Origin of the sequence: Pseudomonas sp. TH07 (genome assembly GCF_016651285.1) — a bacterium.
Taxonomy (GTDB): Bacteria; Pseudomonadota; Gammaproteobacteria; order Pseudomonadales; family Pseudomonadaceae; genus Aquipseudomonas.
On record NZ_JAEKED010000001.1, the window covers coordinates 3081183 to 3098204 of the forward strand.

Here is a 17022-nt window from a genome sequence, read left to right on the forward strand (position 1 = left end):
GTTGTGTATCCAATTGCTTCATAGCTGTACCTGTGAGGCACGCGGGATTTTTCCTACCATGGCGCCCAATAGCCCCTTGAACATAGTCCATCGCCGCCGTCGTGCAGCCTGTTTCAAGGGGGCTGGGTTCCCACTCCGGGCCACTATCCTCCTCTTGCGCCGCCGTGGCGTTCGATCCAGCGAGAACCGACCATGAGCGACAACCGACAATGGGCCCGCGAGGCCATCCGCATTATCGAAGCCGACTTCCAGCGCAGCGCCGATACCCACCTCATCCCCCTGCCGTTGCCTGGCCTGCCCGGGATCGAACTGTATTTCAAGGATGAGTCCAGTCACCCCACCGGCAGCCTCAAGCATCGCCTGGCGCGCTCGCTGTTCCTTTATGCGCTGTGTAATGGCTGGCTCAAGTCTGGCGCGCCGGTGATCGAGGCCTCCAGCGGCTCGACGGCGATTTCCGAAGCTTATTTCGCACGCCTGCTGGGCTTGCCGTTCATTGCGGTGATGCCGGCCAGCACCTCCCAGGAGAAGATCGCGCAGATCGCCTTTTACGGCGGCAAGAGCCATCTGGTGCAGGACCCGACGCAGATCTACGCCGAGTCCGAGCGTCTGGCCCGGGAAAGTGGCGGGCACTTCATGGACCAGTTCACCTACGCCGAGCGGGCCACCGACTGGCGCGCCAACAACAACATCGCCGAGTCGATCTTCCAGCAACTGCGCTGCGAACGTTACCCGGAGCCAAGCTGGCTGATCTCCAGCCCCGGCACCGGCGGCACTACCGCGACCCTGGGGCGTTATGTGCGTTATCGCCAGCATTGCACCCGGGTCCTGTGCGCCGATGCCGAGCGTTCGGTGTTTTTCGATTACTACCAGAGCGGCGATGCCAGCTTGCGCCTGGAGTGCGGTTCGCGGATCGAAGGCATCGGTCGGCCACGGGTCGAGGCTTCGTTCCTGCCCAAGGTGATCGATGCAATGGTCAAGGTGCCGGATGCGCTGTCGCTCGCGGCCATGCATTACCTGGCCCAGCGCCTGGGGCGGCGGGTAGGGGGCTCCAGCGGCACCAACCTGATTGGCGCCCTGATCGCCGCGCAGCAGATGAAGGAGGCGGGAGAGTCGGGTTCGATCGTGGCGATTCTGTGCGACGGCGGCGAGCGCTATGCAACCACCTATTACGATCAGCCGTGGCTGGCCGCCCAGGGGTATGAGTTGAGTGGTTTGATCGACGCGGTAGCCGCCAGCGTGGAGCAGGGCGTTGCGCTACCGGCCAGCGTATTGCGCGCCGGCATCTGATCGACCCGGCGCCACGGTCCTGGGTCAGAACCGTGGCGAGGGCAATGCAGGCTTGTGACTTAAGCTTCGAGCCCGAGCATGTTGCGTGCTACGGCTTCGGCGATGCGAATCCCGTCGACGCCCGCCGAGAGGATGCCGCCGGCGTAACCGGCGCCTTCCCCGGCCGGGTACAGGCCTTTGACGTTCAGGCTTTGCATGGCTTCGTTGCGGGTGATACGCAGCGGCGATGAGGTGCGGGTCTCGATCCCGGTCAACACCGCGTCGTGCAGCGAGTAACCCTTGATCTGGCGGTCGAAGGCCGGCAGCGCTTCTCGAATGGCTTCGATGGCAAAGTCCGGCAGGGCCAGGGCCAGGTCGCCCAGGGCCACACCCGGCTTGTAGGACGGCTCGACGCTGCCCAGGGCGGTGGAAGGTTTGCCGGCGATGAAGTCGCCCACCAGCTGCGCCGGTGCTTCGTAGTTGTTGCCGCCGAGTTCGAAGGCCAGGGATTCCAGGCGCTCCTGCAATTCGATGCCGGCCAGCGGGCCACCCGGGTAGTCCACTTCCGGGGTGATGCCGACCACGATCCCGGAGTTGGCGTTACGCTCGTTGCGCGAGTACTGGCTCATGCCGTTGGTCACAACCCGGTTCGGCTCGGAGGTTGCGGCAACCACGGTGCCGCCGGGGCACATGCAGAAGCTGTAGACCGTGCGGCCGTTCTTGGCGTGGTGCACCAGCTTGTAATCGGCGGCGCCGAGTTTCGGGTGCCCGGCGTATTTGCCCAGGCGTGCGCTGTCGATCAGCGACTGCGGGTGTTCGATCCGGAAGCCTACCGAGAACGGCTTGGCTTCCATGAACACGCCACGGCCGTGGAGCATGCGGAAGGTGTCGCGGGCACTGTGGCCCAGGGCCAGGATCACGTGCTCGGAGTGCAGCTGTTCGCCGCTGTTGAGCTCGACACCGGTCAATTGCCCGTCTTCGATCAGTACGTCGGTCACCCGTTGCCCGAAGCGCACTTCACCGCCCAGGGCGATGATCTGCTGGCGGATGTTCTCCACCACGCCGGTCAGGCGGAAGGTGCCGATGTGCGGCTTGCTGACGTAGAGGATCTCTTCCGGCGCGCCGGCCTTGACGAACTCGTGCAGGACCTTGCGGCCCTGGTGTTTCGGATCCTTGATCTGGCTGTAGAGCTTGCCGTCGGAGAAGGTCCCGGCGCCGCCTTCACCGAACTGCACGTTGGACTCGGGGTTGAGCACGCTTTTGCGCCACAGGCCCCAGGTGTCCTTGGTGCGCTCGCGCACTTCCTTGCCACGTTCGAGGATGATCGGCTTGAAACCCATCTGCGCCAGCAGCAGGCCGGCGAAGATGCCGCACGGGCCGAACCCGACCACGATCGGGCGCTGGCTCAAATCGGCCGGGGCCTGGCCCACCACCTTGTAGCTGACATCCGGCGCCAGGTTGACGTTACGGTCATCGGCGAACTTGCCCAGCACCTTGGCCTCGTCGCGCACCTGGGCGTCGATGGTGTAGATGAAGCAGAGTTCGGAGGACTTCTTGCGCGCATCGTAGCTGCGCTTGAACAGGGTGAAGTCGAGCAGGTCATCGCTGGCGACGCCCAGGCGCTGCGCGATGGCAGGCCGCAGGTCTTCTTCAGGATGGTCGATCGGCAACTTGAGTTCAGTGATTCGTAACATGACGGGATCCGATTCGCGGGACGCACAAATGCGTCAGGGCGGTTTTACAAACCGGCGATTATAAGCCGCAAAGCCCGGATCCCGTGAGGTTAAAACGGTCGCCCGTCGAATCAGTCGTTGCGCGAACCGCCGAAATAGGCGCAACCGCGCTGCACTTCACCGTTGATCCGCAGCTCGGCCGTCAGGTGCTGGACGCTGCCGGTCTGGCTGTCGACGCAACGCTGGGGCGCAACCCAGAGCTCGACGTGCTGGTTGTTGGCTTCGCTGGTGAGGTTGAAGCGGCCGTCACCCAATTGCTCTTCCAGGTAGGGCAGGGCCAGGGCCGGCTGGCCGGCGCGTTCGAGCATCATGCCCTTGGCGCTGACGTCCAGGTTCCAGGCCGGGGTCTTGCCACTGGCACGCAGTATCAGGCGCTGGAAGTTGGGGTCGTTGCAGGCGTTGCCCGAGCGTTCGACGCGGTATAGCTGGCGCAGCTCCACCTGGCCATCACCGCTGGCCTTGTTCGAGGAGAAGCTGCCGCGCAGATCGGCGAACAGCTTGCCCTGTTGGTCGGCCAGGGTCGCGGCTTCCTGCAGTACGCTGGTGCCGCCGCTGTCCTTGACCACATAGCGGCGCTGTTCATTGCACGGTTTGAACAGCAGTTGCCCGTCGGCGGCGGTGAGTTCGCCTTGCATCCGGGTCAGGCCCGCCATGGACGGGGCCTGGGGTTGGCCATTGAGCATCGGCAGCATCTGGCAGCCGGCAAACAGAGGGAGCAGGGCGATACAAAGCAGTGAACGGGCGGCGCGCATTATCGGGTCTCCAGACAAGTGCCGCCACGTTACGCAGGCTGGCCGCGCATCACAACCCCGCTCCGGCAATGCCTAGCCGACCTGGTAGACCTGGCCGGTTTGCAGACCTTCGACACTCTTGGCGTAAGCCAGGGCGACTTCGGCGGCATTCACTGGCTTGAAGCCTCGGAAGTACGGGGCATAGCTGCCCATCGCTTCCTGGACCACGGTGGGGCTGATGGCGTTGATTCGCAGGCCGCGGGGCAATTCGAGAGCGGCAGAGCGTACGAAACCATCGATGGCGCCGTTGACCAGGGCCGCCGAGGCGCCGGTACGGATCGGGTCGCGGTTGAGGATGCCCGAGGTCAGGGTGAAGGATGCACCGTCATTGGCGAACTCACGGCCGATCAGCAGCAGGTTGACCTGGCCCATCAGTTTGTTCTCCAGGCCCAGGGTGAAGTCGTCGGCGCTCATGTCCCCCAGGGGGGCGAAGGTCACTCTGCCGGTGGCGCTGATCAGGGCGTCGAATTTGCCGGTTTGTTCGAACAGGCGACGGATCGAGGCGCTGTCGCTGATATCCACCTGCAACTCGCCACTGGTTCGACCGATGCGGATCACTTCATGACGTTGCGAGAGTTCATGGTCAACGGCCGAGCCAATGGTGCCGTGGGCGCCAATCAAGAGAATTTTCATGTTGAGATTCCTGAGGGTGGGTGAACGAAGTTGCAGTCTAAGGTGGTTTTTTCTGTTGATTAACGCGCTAATAGGCAACTTTTGGTTTTCAAATGGAAACAATCCATGAGCGAGATGGATGACTTGGCGGCGTTTGCCGTATTGATCGAAGCCGGCAGCTTTACCCTGGCCGCCCAGCAGCTGGGCTGCAGCAAGGGGCAACTGTCCAAGCGCATCAGTCAGCTGGAGGCCAAATTCGCCGTGGTGCTGTTGCAGCGCACCACCCGCAAGCTGAGCCTGACCGCCGCCGGCGCTGCCTTGCTGCCTCAGGCCCAGGCGCTGGTGGTGCAGGTGGAACGCGCGCGCCAAGCCCTGGCGCGGCTCAAGGACGACATGGCCGGGCCGGTGCGGATCACGGTGCCAGTGTCGTTGGGGGAGACGTTTTTCGATGGCCTGCTGCTGGAGTTTTCCCGGCGCTACCCCCAGGTGCAGATCGAGCTGGAGCTCAATAACCTCTACCGCGACCTGTCACGGGACGGTTTCGACCTGGCGATCCGCTCCGAGGTGGCCAATGACCAGCGCCTGGTGGCCAGGCCGCTGCTGGCCTGGCGTGAGCTGACCTGCGCCAGCCCGGCCTACCTCGAGGAGCACGGCGAGCCCCTGGCGCCCCGGGACCTGGCCGAGCATCGCTGCCTGCTCAACAGCCACTACAGCGGCCGCGAGGAGTGGCTTTATCACCAACAGCACGAGTTGTTGCGGGTGCGTGTTTCCGGGCCGTTTGCCAGCAATCACTACAACCTGTTGAAGAAGGCCGCACTGGCGGGCGCCGGCGTTGCGCGACTACCGTCCTACCTGTTGCAGGTCGAACTGGCCGACGGCCGCCTGCGCTGGCTGCTGCGCGATTACCAGACCCGGAGCATGCCGATGTACCTGGTGCACCCCTACCAGGGCGGCCTGCCCAAGCGCACCCAGGTCCTGGCCGATTACCTGATCGGCTGGTTCAAGCGCAGCGGCGAAGCCCTCGACCGCCTGTAGCCGCTGCCGCAGGCCCGGGCCGCGTTCGGACGCTGGGAGTGGGCAGCGGAGCCATAAAAAAACGGCCCCGAAGGGCCGTTTTTGGTTGACGCATGCGGCTAGCCGCCCAGGTACGCTTCGCGCACTTTGGGGTCGGTCAGCAGGTCTTCACCGGAGCCTTGCATCACCACCCGGCCGTTTTCCAGCACGTAGGCGCGGTCGGCGATTTTCAGCGCCTGGTTGGCGTTTTGCTCCACCAGGAACACCGTCACCCCATCACGTCGCAGCTGTTCGATGATGTCGAAAATCTGCTGGATGATGATCGGTGCCAGGCCCAGCGACGGCTCGTCGAGCAGCAGCAGCTTGGGCTTGCTCATCAGCGCACGGCCGATGGCGAGCATTTGCTGTTCACCGCCGGACATGGTGCCGCCGCGCTGGGTGAAGCGTTCCTTGAGCCGGGGGAACAGGTGCAGCACCTTGTCCATCTGCTCCTGGTAGTCGCCCTTTTCGGTGAAGAAACCACCCATGGCGAGGTTTTCTTCCACGGTCAGGCGCGCGAACACCCGACGACCTTCCGGCACCACGGCAATGCTCTTGCGCATGATCTGCGCCGACGTCTGCCCCACCAGTTCCTCACCCATGTAACGGATGCTGCCGCTGTGGGCCTGGGGCGAACCGCAGAGGGTCATCAGCAGGGTGGATTTACCCGCGCCGTTGGCCCCGATCAGGGTCACGATTTCGCCCTGGCGGATCTCCACGTTGACGCTGTGCAGGGCCTGGATCTTGCCGTAGAAGGTGGAAACGTTTTCGAATTGCAGCATTTACGCTTCCCCCAGGTAGGCTTTGATCACTTCAGGATTGTCGCGGATCTGCTCCGGCGTGCCATCGGCCAGGGGCGTGCCCTGGTTGATCACGACGATGTGGTCGGAAATGCTCATGACCAGTTTCATGTCGTGTTCGATCAGCAGCACGGTGACGTTGTGCTCTTCACGCAACATGCTGATCAGCGCCTTGAGGTCCTCGGTTTCCTTGGGGTTGAGGCCGGCGGCAGGTTCGTCGAGCATCAGGATCCGCGGCCGGGTCATCATGCAGCGAGCGATTTCCAGGCGCCGTTGCTGACCGTAGGCCAGGGTCCCGGCGGTACGGTTGGCAAACTCCGTGAGGTTGACCTTGTCCAGCCAGTACTCGGCGAACTCCATGGCATCGCGCTCGCTCTTGCGAAACGCCGGGGTCTTGAACAACCCCGCCAGGAAGTTGGTGTTCAGGTGCCGATGCTGGGCGATCAACAGGTTCTCGACCGCGGTCATGTCCTTGAACAGACGCACGTTCTGGAAGGTGCGCACCACGCCTTTACGGGCGATCTCATGGCCGGGCAGGCCTTCGATGGCCTGGCCGTCAAGCTGGATGCTGCCACCGCTGGGCTTGTAGAAGCCGGTCAGGCAGTTGAAGACCGTGGTCTTGCCGGCGCCGTTGGGGCCGATCAGGGCCACGACCTGTTTTTCCTTGACGGTCAGGGCCACGCCGTTGACCGCGAGCAGGCCGCCGAAGCGCATGCTCAAGTTTTCGACTTTAAGGATCTCGCGGCTCATTTTCGCAACTCCATGTGTGGGCGTTGCATCGGCAGCAGACCTTGTGGACGCCAGATCATCATCAGCACCATCAAGGCGCCGAACATCAACATGCGGTATTCACTGAACTCGCGCATCATTTCCGGCAGCAGGATCATCACCACGGCAGCGAGGATCACCCCCAGCTGCGAGCCCATGCCACCCAGGACCACGATGGCGAGAATGATCGCCGACTCGATGAAGGTGAAGGACTCGGGCGTGACCAGGCCCTGACGCGCGGCAAAGAAGCTGCCGGCGAAACCGGCGAAGCTGGCGCCCAGGGTAAAGGCCGAGAGTTTGATCACGGTCGGGTTCAGACCCAGGGCACGGCAGGCGATTTCATCTTCACGCAGCGCTTCCCAGGCACGCCCGATCGGCATGCGCAGCAGGCGGTTGATGACGAACAAGGCCGCCAATGCCAGCAACAGCGCAACCAGGTAGAGGAAGATCACCTTGTTGATCGAGTTGTATTGCAGGCCGAAATACTCGTGGAAGGTCTGCATGCCTTCAGCGGCTTTACGTTCGAACGTCAGGCCGAAGAAGGTGGGTTTCTCGATGTTGCTGATGCCATTCGGGCCGCCGGTGAGGTCGGTCATGTTGCGCAGCAACAGACGGATGATTTCACCAAAGCCCAGGGTCACGATCGCCAGGTAGTCGCCACGCAGCCGCAGTACCGGGAAACCCAGCAGGAAGCCGAAGGTGGCGGCCATCATCCCGGCGATGGGCAGGCAGATCCAGAAGCTCAGGCCGAAGTAGTGCGACAGCAGCGCGTAGCTGTAGGCGCCCACGGCGTAGAAACCGACATAACCCAGGTCCAGCAGGCCGGCGAGCCCGACCACGATGTTCAGGCCCAGGCCCAGCATCACGTAGATCAGGATCAGGGTGGCGATATCCACCGCGCCCCGCGAGCCGAAGAACGGCCACACCAGGGCCCCGACGATCAGCGCGAGAATGATCCAGCGCTGGGTCGTTGGCAGGGTCAGGAAGTTGCTGGCCTTGGCCGGGATCAACGGCATGCTTGGCGAGGATTTCCAGGCCGCGCTGATCTGGTGGTTGAACAGCACCCGCAGGAACATCAGCACCGAGCAGATCGCAATGATTGCCAGGGTGGTGTTGCTGGTGTTGTGGACCTCCAGGTTGATGCCGACGATGGTCAGTTTCAGGCCGAGTACCGGGTAGGCGACGGCCCAGACCAACAGGGCGCTGAACAGCGCCGATTTAAGATTCCTAGTCATACTTTCTCAACCTCCGGACGGCCCAGAATGCCGGTCGGCCGGAACAACAGCACCAGAACCAACAAGCCGAAAGCCACGACGTCCTTGTACTGGTCACCGAATATATCGGCGCCAAAGGCTTCAGCCACCCCCAGCACCAGCCCGCCGAGCATGGCTCCCGGGATGCTGCCGATACCGCCCAGAACCGCTGCGGTGAAGGCCTTGAGACCGACCAGGAAGCCGGCGTTCGGGTTGATCACGCCGTATTGCATGCTCAGCAACACCGCAGCCACAGCCGCCAGTGCCGCACCGATGACAAAGGTCAGGGCGATGATGTTGTTGGTATTGATACCCAGCAGGTTGGCCATCTTGATGTCTTCGGCACAGGCACGGCAGGCGCGACCCAGGCGAGAACGGGAGATGAACAGCGTGAGGCCGAGCATGGCCACCAGGGTCACCACGAACACCACGATCTGCATGTAGGAGATCAGCACTTCATGTGCGCCGCCTGGCCCGATGGAGATGTTGCCCGGGATCAGGTTGGGGATGGATTTGTCCTTGGAGTCCTGCGCCAGCAGAACCGTGTTCTGCAGGAAGATCGACATGCCGATGGCCGAGATCAGCGGGATCAGGCGGTTACTGCCACGCAAGGGGCGGTAGGCGATCCGTTCGATACTGTAGCCGTAGGCACTGGTGACGACGATGCTCGCGATAAAGGCTGCGGTCATCAACAACGGGACACTGTCGAGTCCCATCATGGCCAGCCCGGCGATGGCGATGAACGCCACGTAGGAGCCGATCATGTATACCTCGCCGTGGGCGAAGTTGATCATTCCAATGATGCCGTAAACCATCGTATAGCCGATGGCGATCAGGGCATACGTGCTGCCAACGGTCAGACCGTTAACCAGCTGTTGGAAAAAGTGATAGATGTCAGGCATTACAACGCTCCTAAAAACCTGATACGCATTTCACTGGTGGAGTCATTTTCCCGCTTGGACCCCGTAGATCTGCATCCACTTCGGGTGCAAGTTTTGCCAGCGAACCGCTGATGACGGTTTTGAGATTTTCAGGTGGGGAGGCCCCGGATCACGGAAGCACGGCCCATTACATTCGTAAAACAAAGCCCACGGCACGCCGTGGGCTTTATTGGACGCTCAGTAGGACAGGGCCTTATTGAGGCGAAACTTCGGTTTTAGGTTTGCCGAAGTGCCACTCGTAGACCACGAATTTGAAGTCTTTCAAGTCACCCTTGGCGTCGAAGCTCAGGTCGCCAGTCGGGGTTTTGAACGTGCCGGCGTGGATGGCTTCAGCCACCTTGGCGGCATCTTCGCTCTTGGCGGCAGTGATACCACCGGCGATGACTTCAACAGCGGAGTAGGCAGGGAACACGAACGGGCCGCTTGGGTCTTCTTTCTTGGCCTTGAAGGCATCTGCCAGGGCGACGTTGGCCGGATCCTGGTCGAAGGATTTCGGCAGGGTCACCAGCAGGCCTTCGGAAGCGTCCTTGGCGATCTGGGAAATGGAGTCGTTACCCACGCCTTCCGGACCCATGAACTTGGCTTTCAGGCCTTTTTCCTGGGCTTGACGCAGGATCAGGCCCAGCTCTGGGTGGTAGCCGCCGTAGTAGACGAAGTCGACGTTGGCTTGCTTGAGCTTAGCGATCATCGAGGAGAAGTCTTTGTCGCCGGCGTTGATGCCTTCGAACACGGCAACCTTGGTGCCTTTTTTCTCCAGGGTCTGCTTCACGGCGGTGGCGATGCCTTCACCGTATTGCTGTTTGTCGTGCAGCACGGCGACGATTTTCGGCTTCACGTGGTCGGCGATGTAGTTACCGGCGGCAGGGCCCTGGGCGCTGTCGAGGCCGATGGTGCGGAACACCATTTTGTAACCACGGGCGGTGATGTCCGGGCTGGTGGCAGCCGGGGTGATCATGATCACGCCTTCGTCTTCGTAGATGTCGGAAGCGGGTTGAGTGGAGCTGGAGCAGAGGTGACCGACCACGAACTTGACGCCGTCGTTGACGACTTTGTTGGCCACGGCCACGGCTTGTTTCGGATCGCAGGCATCGTCGTATTCAACGGCTTCGAGTTTCTTGCCGTTGACGCCGCCCTTGGCGTTGATTTGCTCGATGGCCATTTTGGCGCCACTGAACTGCATGTCGCCGTACTGGGCTACAGGGCCGGTTTTAGGGCCGGCAATGCCGATCTTGATGGTGTCAGCTGCGAACGAATGGCTGGCAACCCCGGCCAGGACCATAGCGGCAAACAGTTTGGAAATCTGCTTAGTAGCCTTATTCATAGTGCTCCACTCTTACTGTTGTAATTTTTATAGTTCTGGCGGCCAGAGACGCAGAACCGGGTCAGATAGATCTTTGTTATCCCCGGAAATGCCCCTGGCAACTGTACCGGTACAGTGTAGAGCGCCGGTTGTTCGCTTGAAAAGCTGGCTGCTGGGGGCAAAACCATAGGGTGTCGCTTTATTGAAAGAAAAAGACAGAAATGCGGCGGGATTTTCGCTGTAGTGCGGCCTTGTTCGAGGGCAATCCTTGGCGTTTCTGGAGTTCTCTATCGTTGACGCGTTGGCATCTGGGTTTTTCTGCCAGATCACCGACGTTATGATTGCGCCGATTTCTTTTCTGGACAGTCCCATGACTCAAGAACCTAGCACCCTCTATGCCAAGCTGCTTGGTGAAACCGCATCTATTACCTGGAAGGAGCTGGAACCGTTCTTCGCCAAGGGTGCCCTATTGTGGGTCGACCCCGGGCTGGATCTGATCGAAGCGGCGCAGGCCATGGCCGAGAACCAGGCCGAGAAAGTGGCTGCCTGGCTGGCCGAAGAGAAGGTTGCCAAAGTGTCTGCGACGCGGGCGCTGGATCTGGTGGAACGAGATCCGCAGCTGTGGGCGGTGGTGGTATCGCCGTGGATTATGGTCCAGGAAAGGGCGTCTGCCTGATGCTGCGCACCTTCATGGTGCGCATTTTTCCCGACAGAAAGTGTGTAGCGGAGTAACCGCGATCCGGGTGATGGCATCTTGCCGTGAAGAAAGGCCCCACCGCTTTTTCAGCCTGGATGACGTTCACGGAAGGGGAACAGTTTCAAGCCCAGCCGACGGGCTGCTTAATTGTTTCGGATTGTGAGTTGGCAGGGCGCGCGGCCACTAAAAGTGCCATCAACGCCAGGCCTTGGTCTGGCGGGGAGAGGGGGAGCGACGCAATGGCCGCTGACACCGACTCCCCCAGGCAATGGCGGGAGCCGGCGTACCACGGCGGCTATCAGTGGTCGGTCTTGCCGGTGTGGTTGTTGAGGGAGATGACCTTGGTCTTGCCGATGCGGTGACGGTAGATCTCGCGCAGGTACTTGATGGCTTTTTTCACGCAATCGCGGGACAGGCGGATGTCATTGATCGAGACGAACTTGTCTTTGTCGTTGATCAGCTCGCGGTATTTCTTCTCGTACATCGGTTTGATCGCGTACCAGTTGGTATCGAGGATCTTCGCCGGGTTCTCGAACTCGTTCAGCAGGTCGTCGATCAGGCTTTCATCGAAGTGCTCGCTGACGATGAAATCGAGGATCGAGTTGTCCAGGGTCTCGTCGAAACGGTACGGGTTACGCGCGAAGCAACGCTTGATAAAGGCCACGATCAGCGTCAGGAAGTCGTCCGACAGGCACGGGCTCTTGGCAATCAGGGTGGTCAGCGACAGGTTGGCCGAAGCTCCGATCACCAGTGCATAGCGCTTGAGGGTGGTGTTGGGGAACAGGCTGTTGAGATGGGTCTTGAGTCGATTCAGATCCATATACGACAGCTTGTAGTCTTTGGGCAGCGAGACGATGGAGACCACCGACGAGCAGTTCTTGAAGAAGTGCAGGTCGTGCAGCGCCGCCGCGTCGTAGCCCGAAGCCTTGTATTGCTCCAGGGCTGCGCGATAGCGCTTGGACTCGATCGGCAGCAGGCTGATGCCCTCGATGGCCTGGGTCACCTTGTTGAAGTGCGGCAAATCGATCGAGCGGAAGAACAGGTCGTCGATGTTCAGGCGCTGCGGCTCTTTCTCGAACACCTTGAACTTGTCCCCCGATGGCGCCGGCTGCTCGGGCACCACGGATTCGGCATAGGCAATCGCCACCGGGCCGGCCAGGCTCATAAACAGGTCGTTGGCATCCAGGCGGATGGTTTCGCCAATGTCGATGCCGGCGCGGCGGAAGTAGTTCTGGTCGTAGTCGGTGGTCACCGCCTGGGCCGTGAGGATGTTGAAGATCTGCTGGGAGATGTACTGGTTGGCGTGCTTCTCCATGGCGTTGACGTCGATGTTCTGGATGTTGCCGTCATCGCTTTCTTCGGCGTAACGCATGATGTCGTTGGAGATCAGCATCATCGCGTTCCATGGACGGATCCGGCCCATGACGCTGGCTTCGCTGCTGTCTTCGTTGTCGAAGTTGTAGGAGAAGTCCCACTCTTCCGACAGGTATTTGCACAGCAGGCGGCCGGCGTTGATATGCAGCGCCTCGGACATTTCGCTGCGGTGGTCGGAGATATTCGGCAGCACGCAGATGCCGCTGGTGAAGATCGGCTCGAAGACGAAGGAATGGCCGCTTTTGCTGTCGTGCTCATCCACCGGCTTGGTGTCGAACGTCTTGTTCATGTACGAGTACTGCTGGGCCAGGCCGAACTCCGACGCCATGCCCGAACCGGTACCGCCGCCGGCGCTGAAGATCGAGAAATACAGGCGCGACTGGTTGGCCTTGATCCCGCAGGAATCGATCAGGTACGAGTGGATCATTTTCCAGTCGGGACTGGAGAAGCGCTGGGTGTCCTTGTTGAGGATGATCTTGGCCAGGTACTGACCCAGGATCGGCGCGTTACCGGCACCGCCGGCATGGACTTCCGAGAGGTCCATGATCTTCATCTTGCTGTAGTCGCGGATAAAGCCGCTTTTTTCGCCCTTGCGCGAGAAGCGGATGCGCCCGGCGATGTCCTTGTCCAGGTCGCCGAGCATCACCAGCGGTTCCACCAGGAACACCGGCTTGCTGGCCTTGTTCTGGCCCAGGCGCAGGTTGTTGCGAATCCATTGGCCCGGGCTGTAGCCCTTGGCTTCGTAGGATTTGTCTTCGTTATTGAATTCGTTGAGGTAGAACTTGCGCGCGTTGTACACCAGTTCCGCGACATCCAGGGCAATGTTCGAGCCGCAGCGGCCGAGGCCGATCAGGCACACCGACGGGAATTCCTGGTCGCGGCGGATCTCGTTGTCGCCTTCCAGGTGCGGTGGGCGCGGGAACACGCTGTCGCGCAGGCCGTCGAGGTTGTCGAGGATGCGGTCGGTGTTGGTCTCCGTGAAATACAGGTACTGCTGGGTGGCCAGCGGGCGGGAGCTGGTCAATGGCTTCGAAATCGAGGGGCTTGGAATCGGAGAGGCCAGCGTCAGCTCGGATACTGCGTCGGCAGAGTTGTTTTTAGAAGTCATTGTGCGCCATGTGCCTGAACTGGTCGGCTCGCCGACAAAATGTCATCGAGCCATCACGGAGTGGGTTTCGCGACTTTTACAGTGCGATATTGGCCCCCGCGTCAGGGGACGTGCCTATGGACGCAGGGGGGAATCCTTTCCTTCGTCCAGATAAATCGGCCAATATCCGGCGATCTTTAATCAAAAGGAGGCAAGATGATGGCAGCGTTACCCTCACTCGGATTTGCCGGTATCGGCCTGATGGGGCTGCCCATGTGCCGGCGCCTGCTGGCTGCGGGGTATCCGCTGACCGTGTGGAACCGCAATCCGCAGAAGTGCGCGCCACTGGTAGCCGCCGGGGCGCGACAAGTCGCCACACCGGCCCAGTTGTGCGAGGCCAGTGACCTGGTGCTGTTATGCCTGGCCAATACAGAGGTGGTGCGCGAGGTGGTGTTCGGTGACCAGGGCATCGCCCAGGGTGCCCGGGCCGGACAGTTGCTGGTGGACTTCTCCAGCCTAGAGCCCACTGCCACCCGTGAAATGGCCGCCCAGTTGGCCGAGGCGACCGGCATGGGCTGGGTCGATGCGCCGGTTTCCGGCGGCACGGCGGGTGCCGAAAGCGGCAGCCTGGCGATCATGGCAGGCGGTGCGGTGGCGGATATCGAGCGGATTCGCCCGCTGCTGCTCAAGCTCGGGCAGCGGGTGACCCACATGGGGCCGGTAGGCGCCGGCCAGGTGACCAAGGCCTGCAATCAGATGATTGTTGCCTGCAATGCCCTGGTGATTGCCGAAGTGGTGGCCCTGGCCGAGCGTTCCGGGGTCGATGCCAGCCTGATTGCCGAGGCCCTGGCCGGAGGTTTTGCCGACTCGCGGCCGCTGCAGATCCTCGCCCCGCAAATGGCTGAAAGCCGTTTCGAACCGGTGAAGTGGCATGTGCGGACCTTGCTCAAGGACCTGGACGGGGCGGTGAAGTTTTCCCGCGAGCAGGGCTCGGCCACGCCCATCAGCGGCTTGGCAGCACAGTTGATGCGCCTGCATGGGGCCCAGGGCTATCTGGAAAAAGACCCGGCGACCCTGATCCATCTCTATCGCCAGTCGGGGAGTGAAGACGCGTAGCGGCCCAGGCCGGCTGGTGCTCTTGGAGTTCGCTGAGCAATGCCGGCAGTAGCTCCAGGGACACCGGTCGGCTGAGCAGATACCCCTGGATGAAGTCGCAGCCGTAATGGCTGAGGAACGCGGACTGCTGCACGGTTTCGACGCCTTCGGTGACCACCTGCAAATGCAGGGTGTGGGCCATGATGATAATGGCCTGGACGATCTCCATGTCCTGGGTCGAATGGGGAATGTCCTGAATGAACGAGCGGTCGATCTTCAAGGTGTTGAGGGGCAGGCGCTTGAGATAGGCCAGGGATGAATAGCCGGTACCGAAGTCGTCGATCGACAGCGATACGCCCAGGGCCCGGATCTGCTGGAGCAGCGTCAGGGTATTGGCAATGTTGCCCATCAGGGCGTTCTCCGTGACCTCCAGCTCCAGGCACTGGGCCGGAAGGCCGGCGTGGTGCAGGGCCATCTTGATCTCGTCAGTCAGCTCGTCACGCATCAGGTTCAGCGCCGAGCAATTGACCGCCACCTTGAGCTCGTTGAAACCCTGGCGCCTGAGCATGGCCAGGTCCTCGCAGGCCCGGCGCAACACCCAATTGTCGAGTTCGGCGATCAGGCCGTTGGCCTCGGCAATGCTGATAAAGCGGTCCGGCGCCAGCAGCCCATGTACCGGGTGCTGCCAGCGGATCAGCGCTTCGAGTTTGCTGACCCGGGCGTTCTTCAAGTCGTAGATCGGCTGGTAATACACGGTCAGCCCGGCTTCGCTGCGCAGGGCGTGGCGCAGTTCTTCTTCCAGTTGCAGCTCCAGGGTGGCGCGGGTCTTCAGGTTGGAGCTGAAAAAATGCAGGCTGTTGCGACCCGCGCCCTTGGACTGATACAGCGCCAGGTCGGCGTTTTTCAGCAGCTCTTCGCAGGTGCGGCCGTCGTCGGGGAACACGCTGATACCGATGCTGGTGGTCATGACCATGCGCCGGCCGGCGAGCTCGATGGGCAGCTTCATCTTTTGCATGATGCGCTGGGCCATATGCCGCGCTTCGTCGCGGTTATGCAGGCTGATCAGGATGCAGAATTCATCGCCACCAAAACGTGCGACCACATCCTCGTGGCTGCGGGTGGAACCCTTGATGTGCCCGGCCAGCACCTTGAGCAACTCGTCGCCGGCGTCATGGCCGAGGCTGTCGTTGATGCGCTTGAAGTGGTCGATATCCAGAAACATCACCGCCAGCATGCCGCCGCATGCGGTTTTTTCGATGAGTTTTTCAGCGAACAGCTGATTGAAGCCACGACGGTTGATCAGGCTGGTCAGGGCGTCGTAGTGCGCCACCTGCTGCAGGGAAACACGGGCCTGATCGAGCTGGCTGAGCAGGGCGTTGACCCGCCGGAGGTCGCGCTCCTTGTGTTGCAGTTTCTTGTCGGCCAGGGCGGCGCTGATGCAGCTGCCGATCAGCAGCAGGATGATCACCGCAATGGTCAGCCCCAACTGCATATGGTTGTTGTCCTGGGGGGCGAGTTGCGGCGCGCCGAGGGGCAGGGCCAGGGTCATGGACCACATGCCGAGAAAATGCATGCTGACGATCCCGGCGCCGAGCACCAGGCTGCTGGCGTACTTGAGCAATTGATGGAACATGCCGCTGCCTTCGCGCAACAAACTGGACAGCAGCAAGGCGGCGAAGCTGCAGGTGATGGCGACGATCACCGCCAGGGCGAAGCGGGTCGGGTCATAGATGGCCACGGCGCTGGAGCGCATGGCGGCCATGCCCACGTAATGCATGGCGCAGATGCCCAGGCCGATCCAGATCGAGGCACTGATGTAGCGCCCCAGCCGCAGTTCGGGTTGGCTCAGGGTATTCATCGCCAGCCAGGAGGCGACCAGGGCTGTCAGCAGCGAGAGCACGGTAATTGGCAGGTCGTAGCTGACTTCGATCGGCGGCTGGAAGGCCAGCATGCCGATAAAATGCATGGCCCAGATCCCCCCCGCCAGGCAGGCGGCACCTATCCAGCGCCACAGCCGCTGGGCCGCGGGGTTATCCACGTGGCCCACGCGCTCGGCCATGTCCAGCGTGGCGAAGCTGGCCGCACAGGCGACCAGATAAGCCAGCAGCACCAGAAAGGGGTTATGGCTGCAATCGAGCAATACCTGACCACCTTCCGGAAGCTCGGTAAAAAAATGCGCCCCAAGCCATCCCATAGCATGCCCCATCACGGAATTTGCTCGCCCTGGCGGATCCCGGCGCCGACGAATGCCT

The 17022-nt window shown here is 61.6% G+C and carries 14 protein-coding genes; 4 read left to right on the forward strand and 10 right to left on the reverse strand.

The features are described 5' to 3' along the window. Positions 1-192 precede the first annotated feature (192 nt). Positions 193-1287, forward strand: a complete 1095-nt coding sequence (locus tag JFU57_RS14390; RefSeq protein WP_201129748.1) for a PLP-dependent cysteine synthase family protein — start codon at positions 193-195, stop codon at positions 1285-1287. Positions 1288-1346: 59 nt separating this feature from the next. Here JFU57_RS14390 and JFU57_RS14395 read toward each other — a convergent pair whose 3' ends face one another. The 3 genes from JFU57_RS14395 to JFU57_RS14405 form a co-directional block, all read right to left on the reverse strand. Continuing rightward, entirely contained in the window at positions 1347-2960 is a 1614-nt protein-coding gene (locus JFU57_RS14395) for an NAD(P)/FAD-dependent oxidoreductase (RefSeq protein ID WP_078470160.1), read from the reverse strand. Positions 2961-3070: 110 nt separating this feature from the next. Next, positions 3071-3751, reverse strand: a complete 681-nt coding sequence (locus JFU57_RS14400) for a COG3650 family protein (protein ID WP_078470161.1) — start codon at positions 3749-3751, stop codon at positions 3071-3073. 72 nt (positions 3752-3823) lie between these two features. Continuing rightward, entirely contained in the window at positions 3824-4423 is a 600-nt protein-coding gene (locus JFU57_RS14405) for a short chain dehydrogenase (RefSeq protein ID WP_201129750.1), read from the reverse strand. Positions 4424-4528: 105 nt separating this feature from the next. Here JFU57_RS14405 and JFU57_RS14410 point away from each other — a divergent pair, with 105 nt between their 5' ends. Beyond that, positions 4529-5437, forward strand: a complete 909-nt coding sequence (locus tag JFU57_RS14410) for a LysR family transcriptional regulator (RefSeq protein WP_201129752.1) — start codon at positions 4529-4531, stop codon at positions 5435-5437. Between the two features lie 98 nt (positions 5438-5535). Here the strand turns inward: JFU57_RS14410 and JFU57_RS14415 are convergent, their stop codons facing one another. The 5 genes from JFU57_RS14415 to JFU57_RS14435 form a co-directional block, all read right to left on the reverse strand. Then, complete coding sequence (locus JFU57_RS14415; RefSeq protein WP_078470164.1) at positions 5536-6237, reverse strand: ABC transporter ATP-binding protein; 702 nt, start codon at positions 6235-6237, stop codon at positions 5536-5538. Beyond that, entirely contained in the window at positions 6238-7005 is a 768-nt protein-coding gene (gene livG / locus JFU57_RS14420; RefSeq protein WP_020299086.1) for a high-affinity branched-chain amino acid ABC transporter ATP-binding protein LivG, read from the reverse strand. Beyond that, a complete protein-coding gene (locus JFU57_RS14425; RefSeq protein WP_078470165.1) occupies positions 7002-8258 on the reverse strand; it encodes a high-affinity branched-chain amino acid ABC transporter permease LivM in 1257 nt (418 codons plus the stop codon). Before JFU57_RS14425 ends, livG begins: the two co-directional genes overlap by 4 nt. Next, entirely contained in the window at positions 8255-9178 is a 924-nt protein-coding gene (gene livH, locus JFU57_RS14430) for a high-affinity branched-chain amino acid ABC transporter permease LivH (RefSeq protein ID WP_078470166.1), read from the reverse strand. The genes JFU57_RS14425 and livH overlap by 4 nt, the downstream gene beginning before the upstream one ends. Positions 9179-9410: 232 nt before the next feature. After that, positions 9411-10538: a branched-chain amino acid ABC transporter substrate-binding protein gene (locus tag JFU57_RS14435; protein WP_020299083.1), complete on the reverse strand. Its 1128-nt coding sequence runs from the start codon at positions 10536-10538 to the stop codon at positions 9411-9413. Between the two features lie 349 nt (positions 10539-10887). Between JFU57_RS14435 and JFU57_RS14440 the strand changes: the two genes are divergently transcribed. After that, entirely contained in the window at positions 10888-11193 is a 306-nt protein-coding gene (locus tag JFU57_RS14440) for a DUF2288 domain-containing protein (RefSeq protein ID WP_043230208.1), read from the forward strand. 319 nt (positions 11194-11512) lie between these two features. On the opposite strand, the gene JFU57_RS14445 is transcribed toward JFU57_RS14440, so the two are convergent. Next, positions 11513-13696 carry a hypothetical protein gene (locus tag JFU57_RS14445; RefSeq protein ID WP_201129754.1) on the reverse strand — a complete coding sequence of 728 codons (2184 nt, stop codon included), beginning with the start codon at positions 13694-13696 and terminating at the stop codon, positions 11513-11515. Between the two features lie 195 nt (positions 13697-13891). Here JFU57_RS14445 and JFU57_RS14450 point away from each other — a divergent pair, with 195 nt between their 5' ends. Continuing rightward, the gene (locus JFU57_RS14450) at positions 13892-14791 is read left to right on the forward strand and encodes an NAD(P)-dependent oxidoreductase (protein WP_201129756.1); all 900 of its coding nucleotides are present in this window, start codon (positions 13892-13894) and stop codon (positions 14789-14791) included. Here the strand turns inward: JFU57_RS14450 and JFU57_RS14455 are convergent. Then, positions 14679-16964 (reverse strand): putative bifunctional diguanylate cyclase/phosphodiesterase, encoded by a 2286-nt coding sequence (locus tag JFU57_RS14455; RefSeq protein WP_201129758.1) that lies wholly within the window; start codon positions 16962-16964, stop codon positions 14679-14681. The two genes, JFU57_RS14450 and JFU57_RS14455, sit on opposite strands and share 113 nt — an antisense overlap. Positions 16965-17022: the final 58 nt, after the last annotated feature.

Coding starts and splice junctions, on each gene's coding strand:
- JFU57_RS14410 (WP_201129752.1), top strand. CDS start 4,529: ATGAGCGAGATGGATGACTTGGCGGCGTTTGCCGTATTGATCGAAGCC.
- livG (WP_020299086.1), bottom strand. CDS start 7,005: ATGAGCCGCGAGATCCTTAAAGTCGAAAACTTGAGCATGCGCTTCGGC.
- JFU57_RS14390 (WP_201129748.1), top strand. CDS start 193: ATGAGCGACAACCGACAATGGGCCCGCGAGGCCATCCGCATTATCGAA.
- JFU57_RS14405 (WP_201129750.1), bottom strand. CDS start 4,423: ATGAAAATTCTCTTGATTGGCGCCCACGGCACCATTGGCTCGGCCGTT.
- JFU57_RS14435 (WP_020299083.1), bottom strand. CDS start 10,538: ATGAATAAGGCTACTAAGCAGATTTCCAAACTGTTTGCCGCTATGGTC.
- JFU57_RS14400 (WP_078470161.1), bottom strand. CDS start 3,751: ATGCGCGCCGCCCGTTCACTGCTTTGTATCGCCCTGCTCCCTCTGTTT.
- JFU57_RS14445 (WP_201129754.1), bottom strand. CDS start 13,696: ATGACTTCTAAAAACAACTCTGCCGACGCAGTATCCGAGCTGACGCTG.
- livH (WP_078470166.1), bottom strand. CDS start 9,178: ATGCCTGACATCTATCACTTTTTCCAACAGCTGGTTAACGGTCTGACC.
- JFU57_RS14440 (WP_043230208.1), top strand. CDS start 10,888: ATGACTCAAGAACCTAGCACCCTCTATGCCAAGCTGCTTGGTGAAACC.
- JFU57_RS14455 (WP_201129758.1), bottom strand. CDS start 16,964: ATGGGATGGCTTGGGGCGCATTTTTTTACCGAGCTTCCGGAAGGTGGT.
- JFU57_RS14395 (WP_078470160.1), bottom strand. CDS start 2,960: ATGTTACGAATCACTGAACTCAAGTTGCCGATCGACCATCCTGAAGAA.
- JFU57_RS14425 (WP_078470165.1), bottom strand. CDS start 8,258: ATGACTAGGAATCTTAAATCGGCGCTGTTCAGCGCCCTGTTGGTCTGG.
- JFU57_RS14415 (WP_078470164.1), bottom strand. CDS start 6,237: ATGCTGCAATTCGAAAACGTTTCCACCTTCTACGGCAAGATCCAGGCC.
- JFU57_RS14450 (WP_201129756.1), top strand. CDS start 13,892: ATGATGGCAGCGTTACCCTCACTCGGATTTGCCGGTATCGGCCTGATG.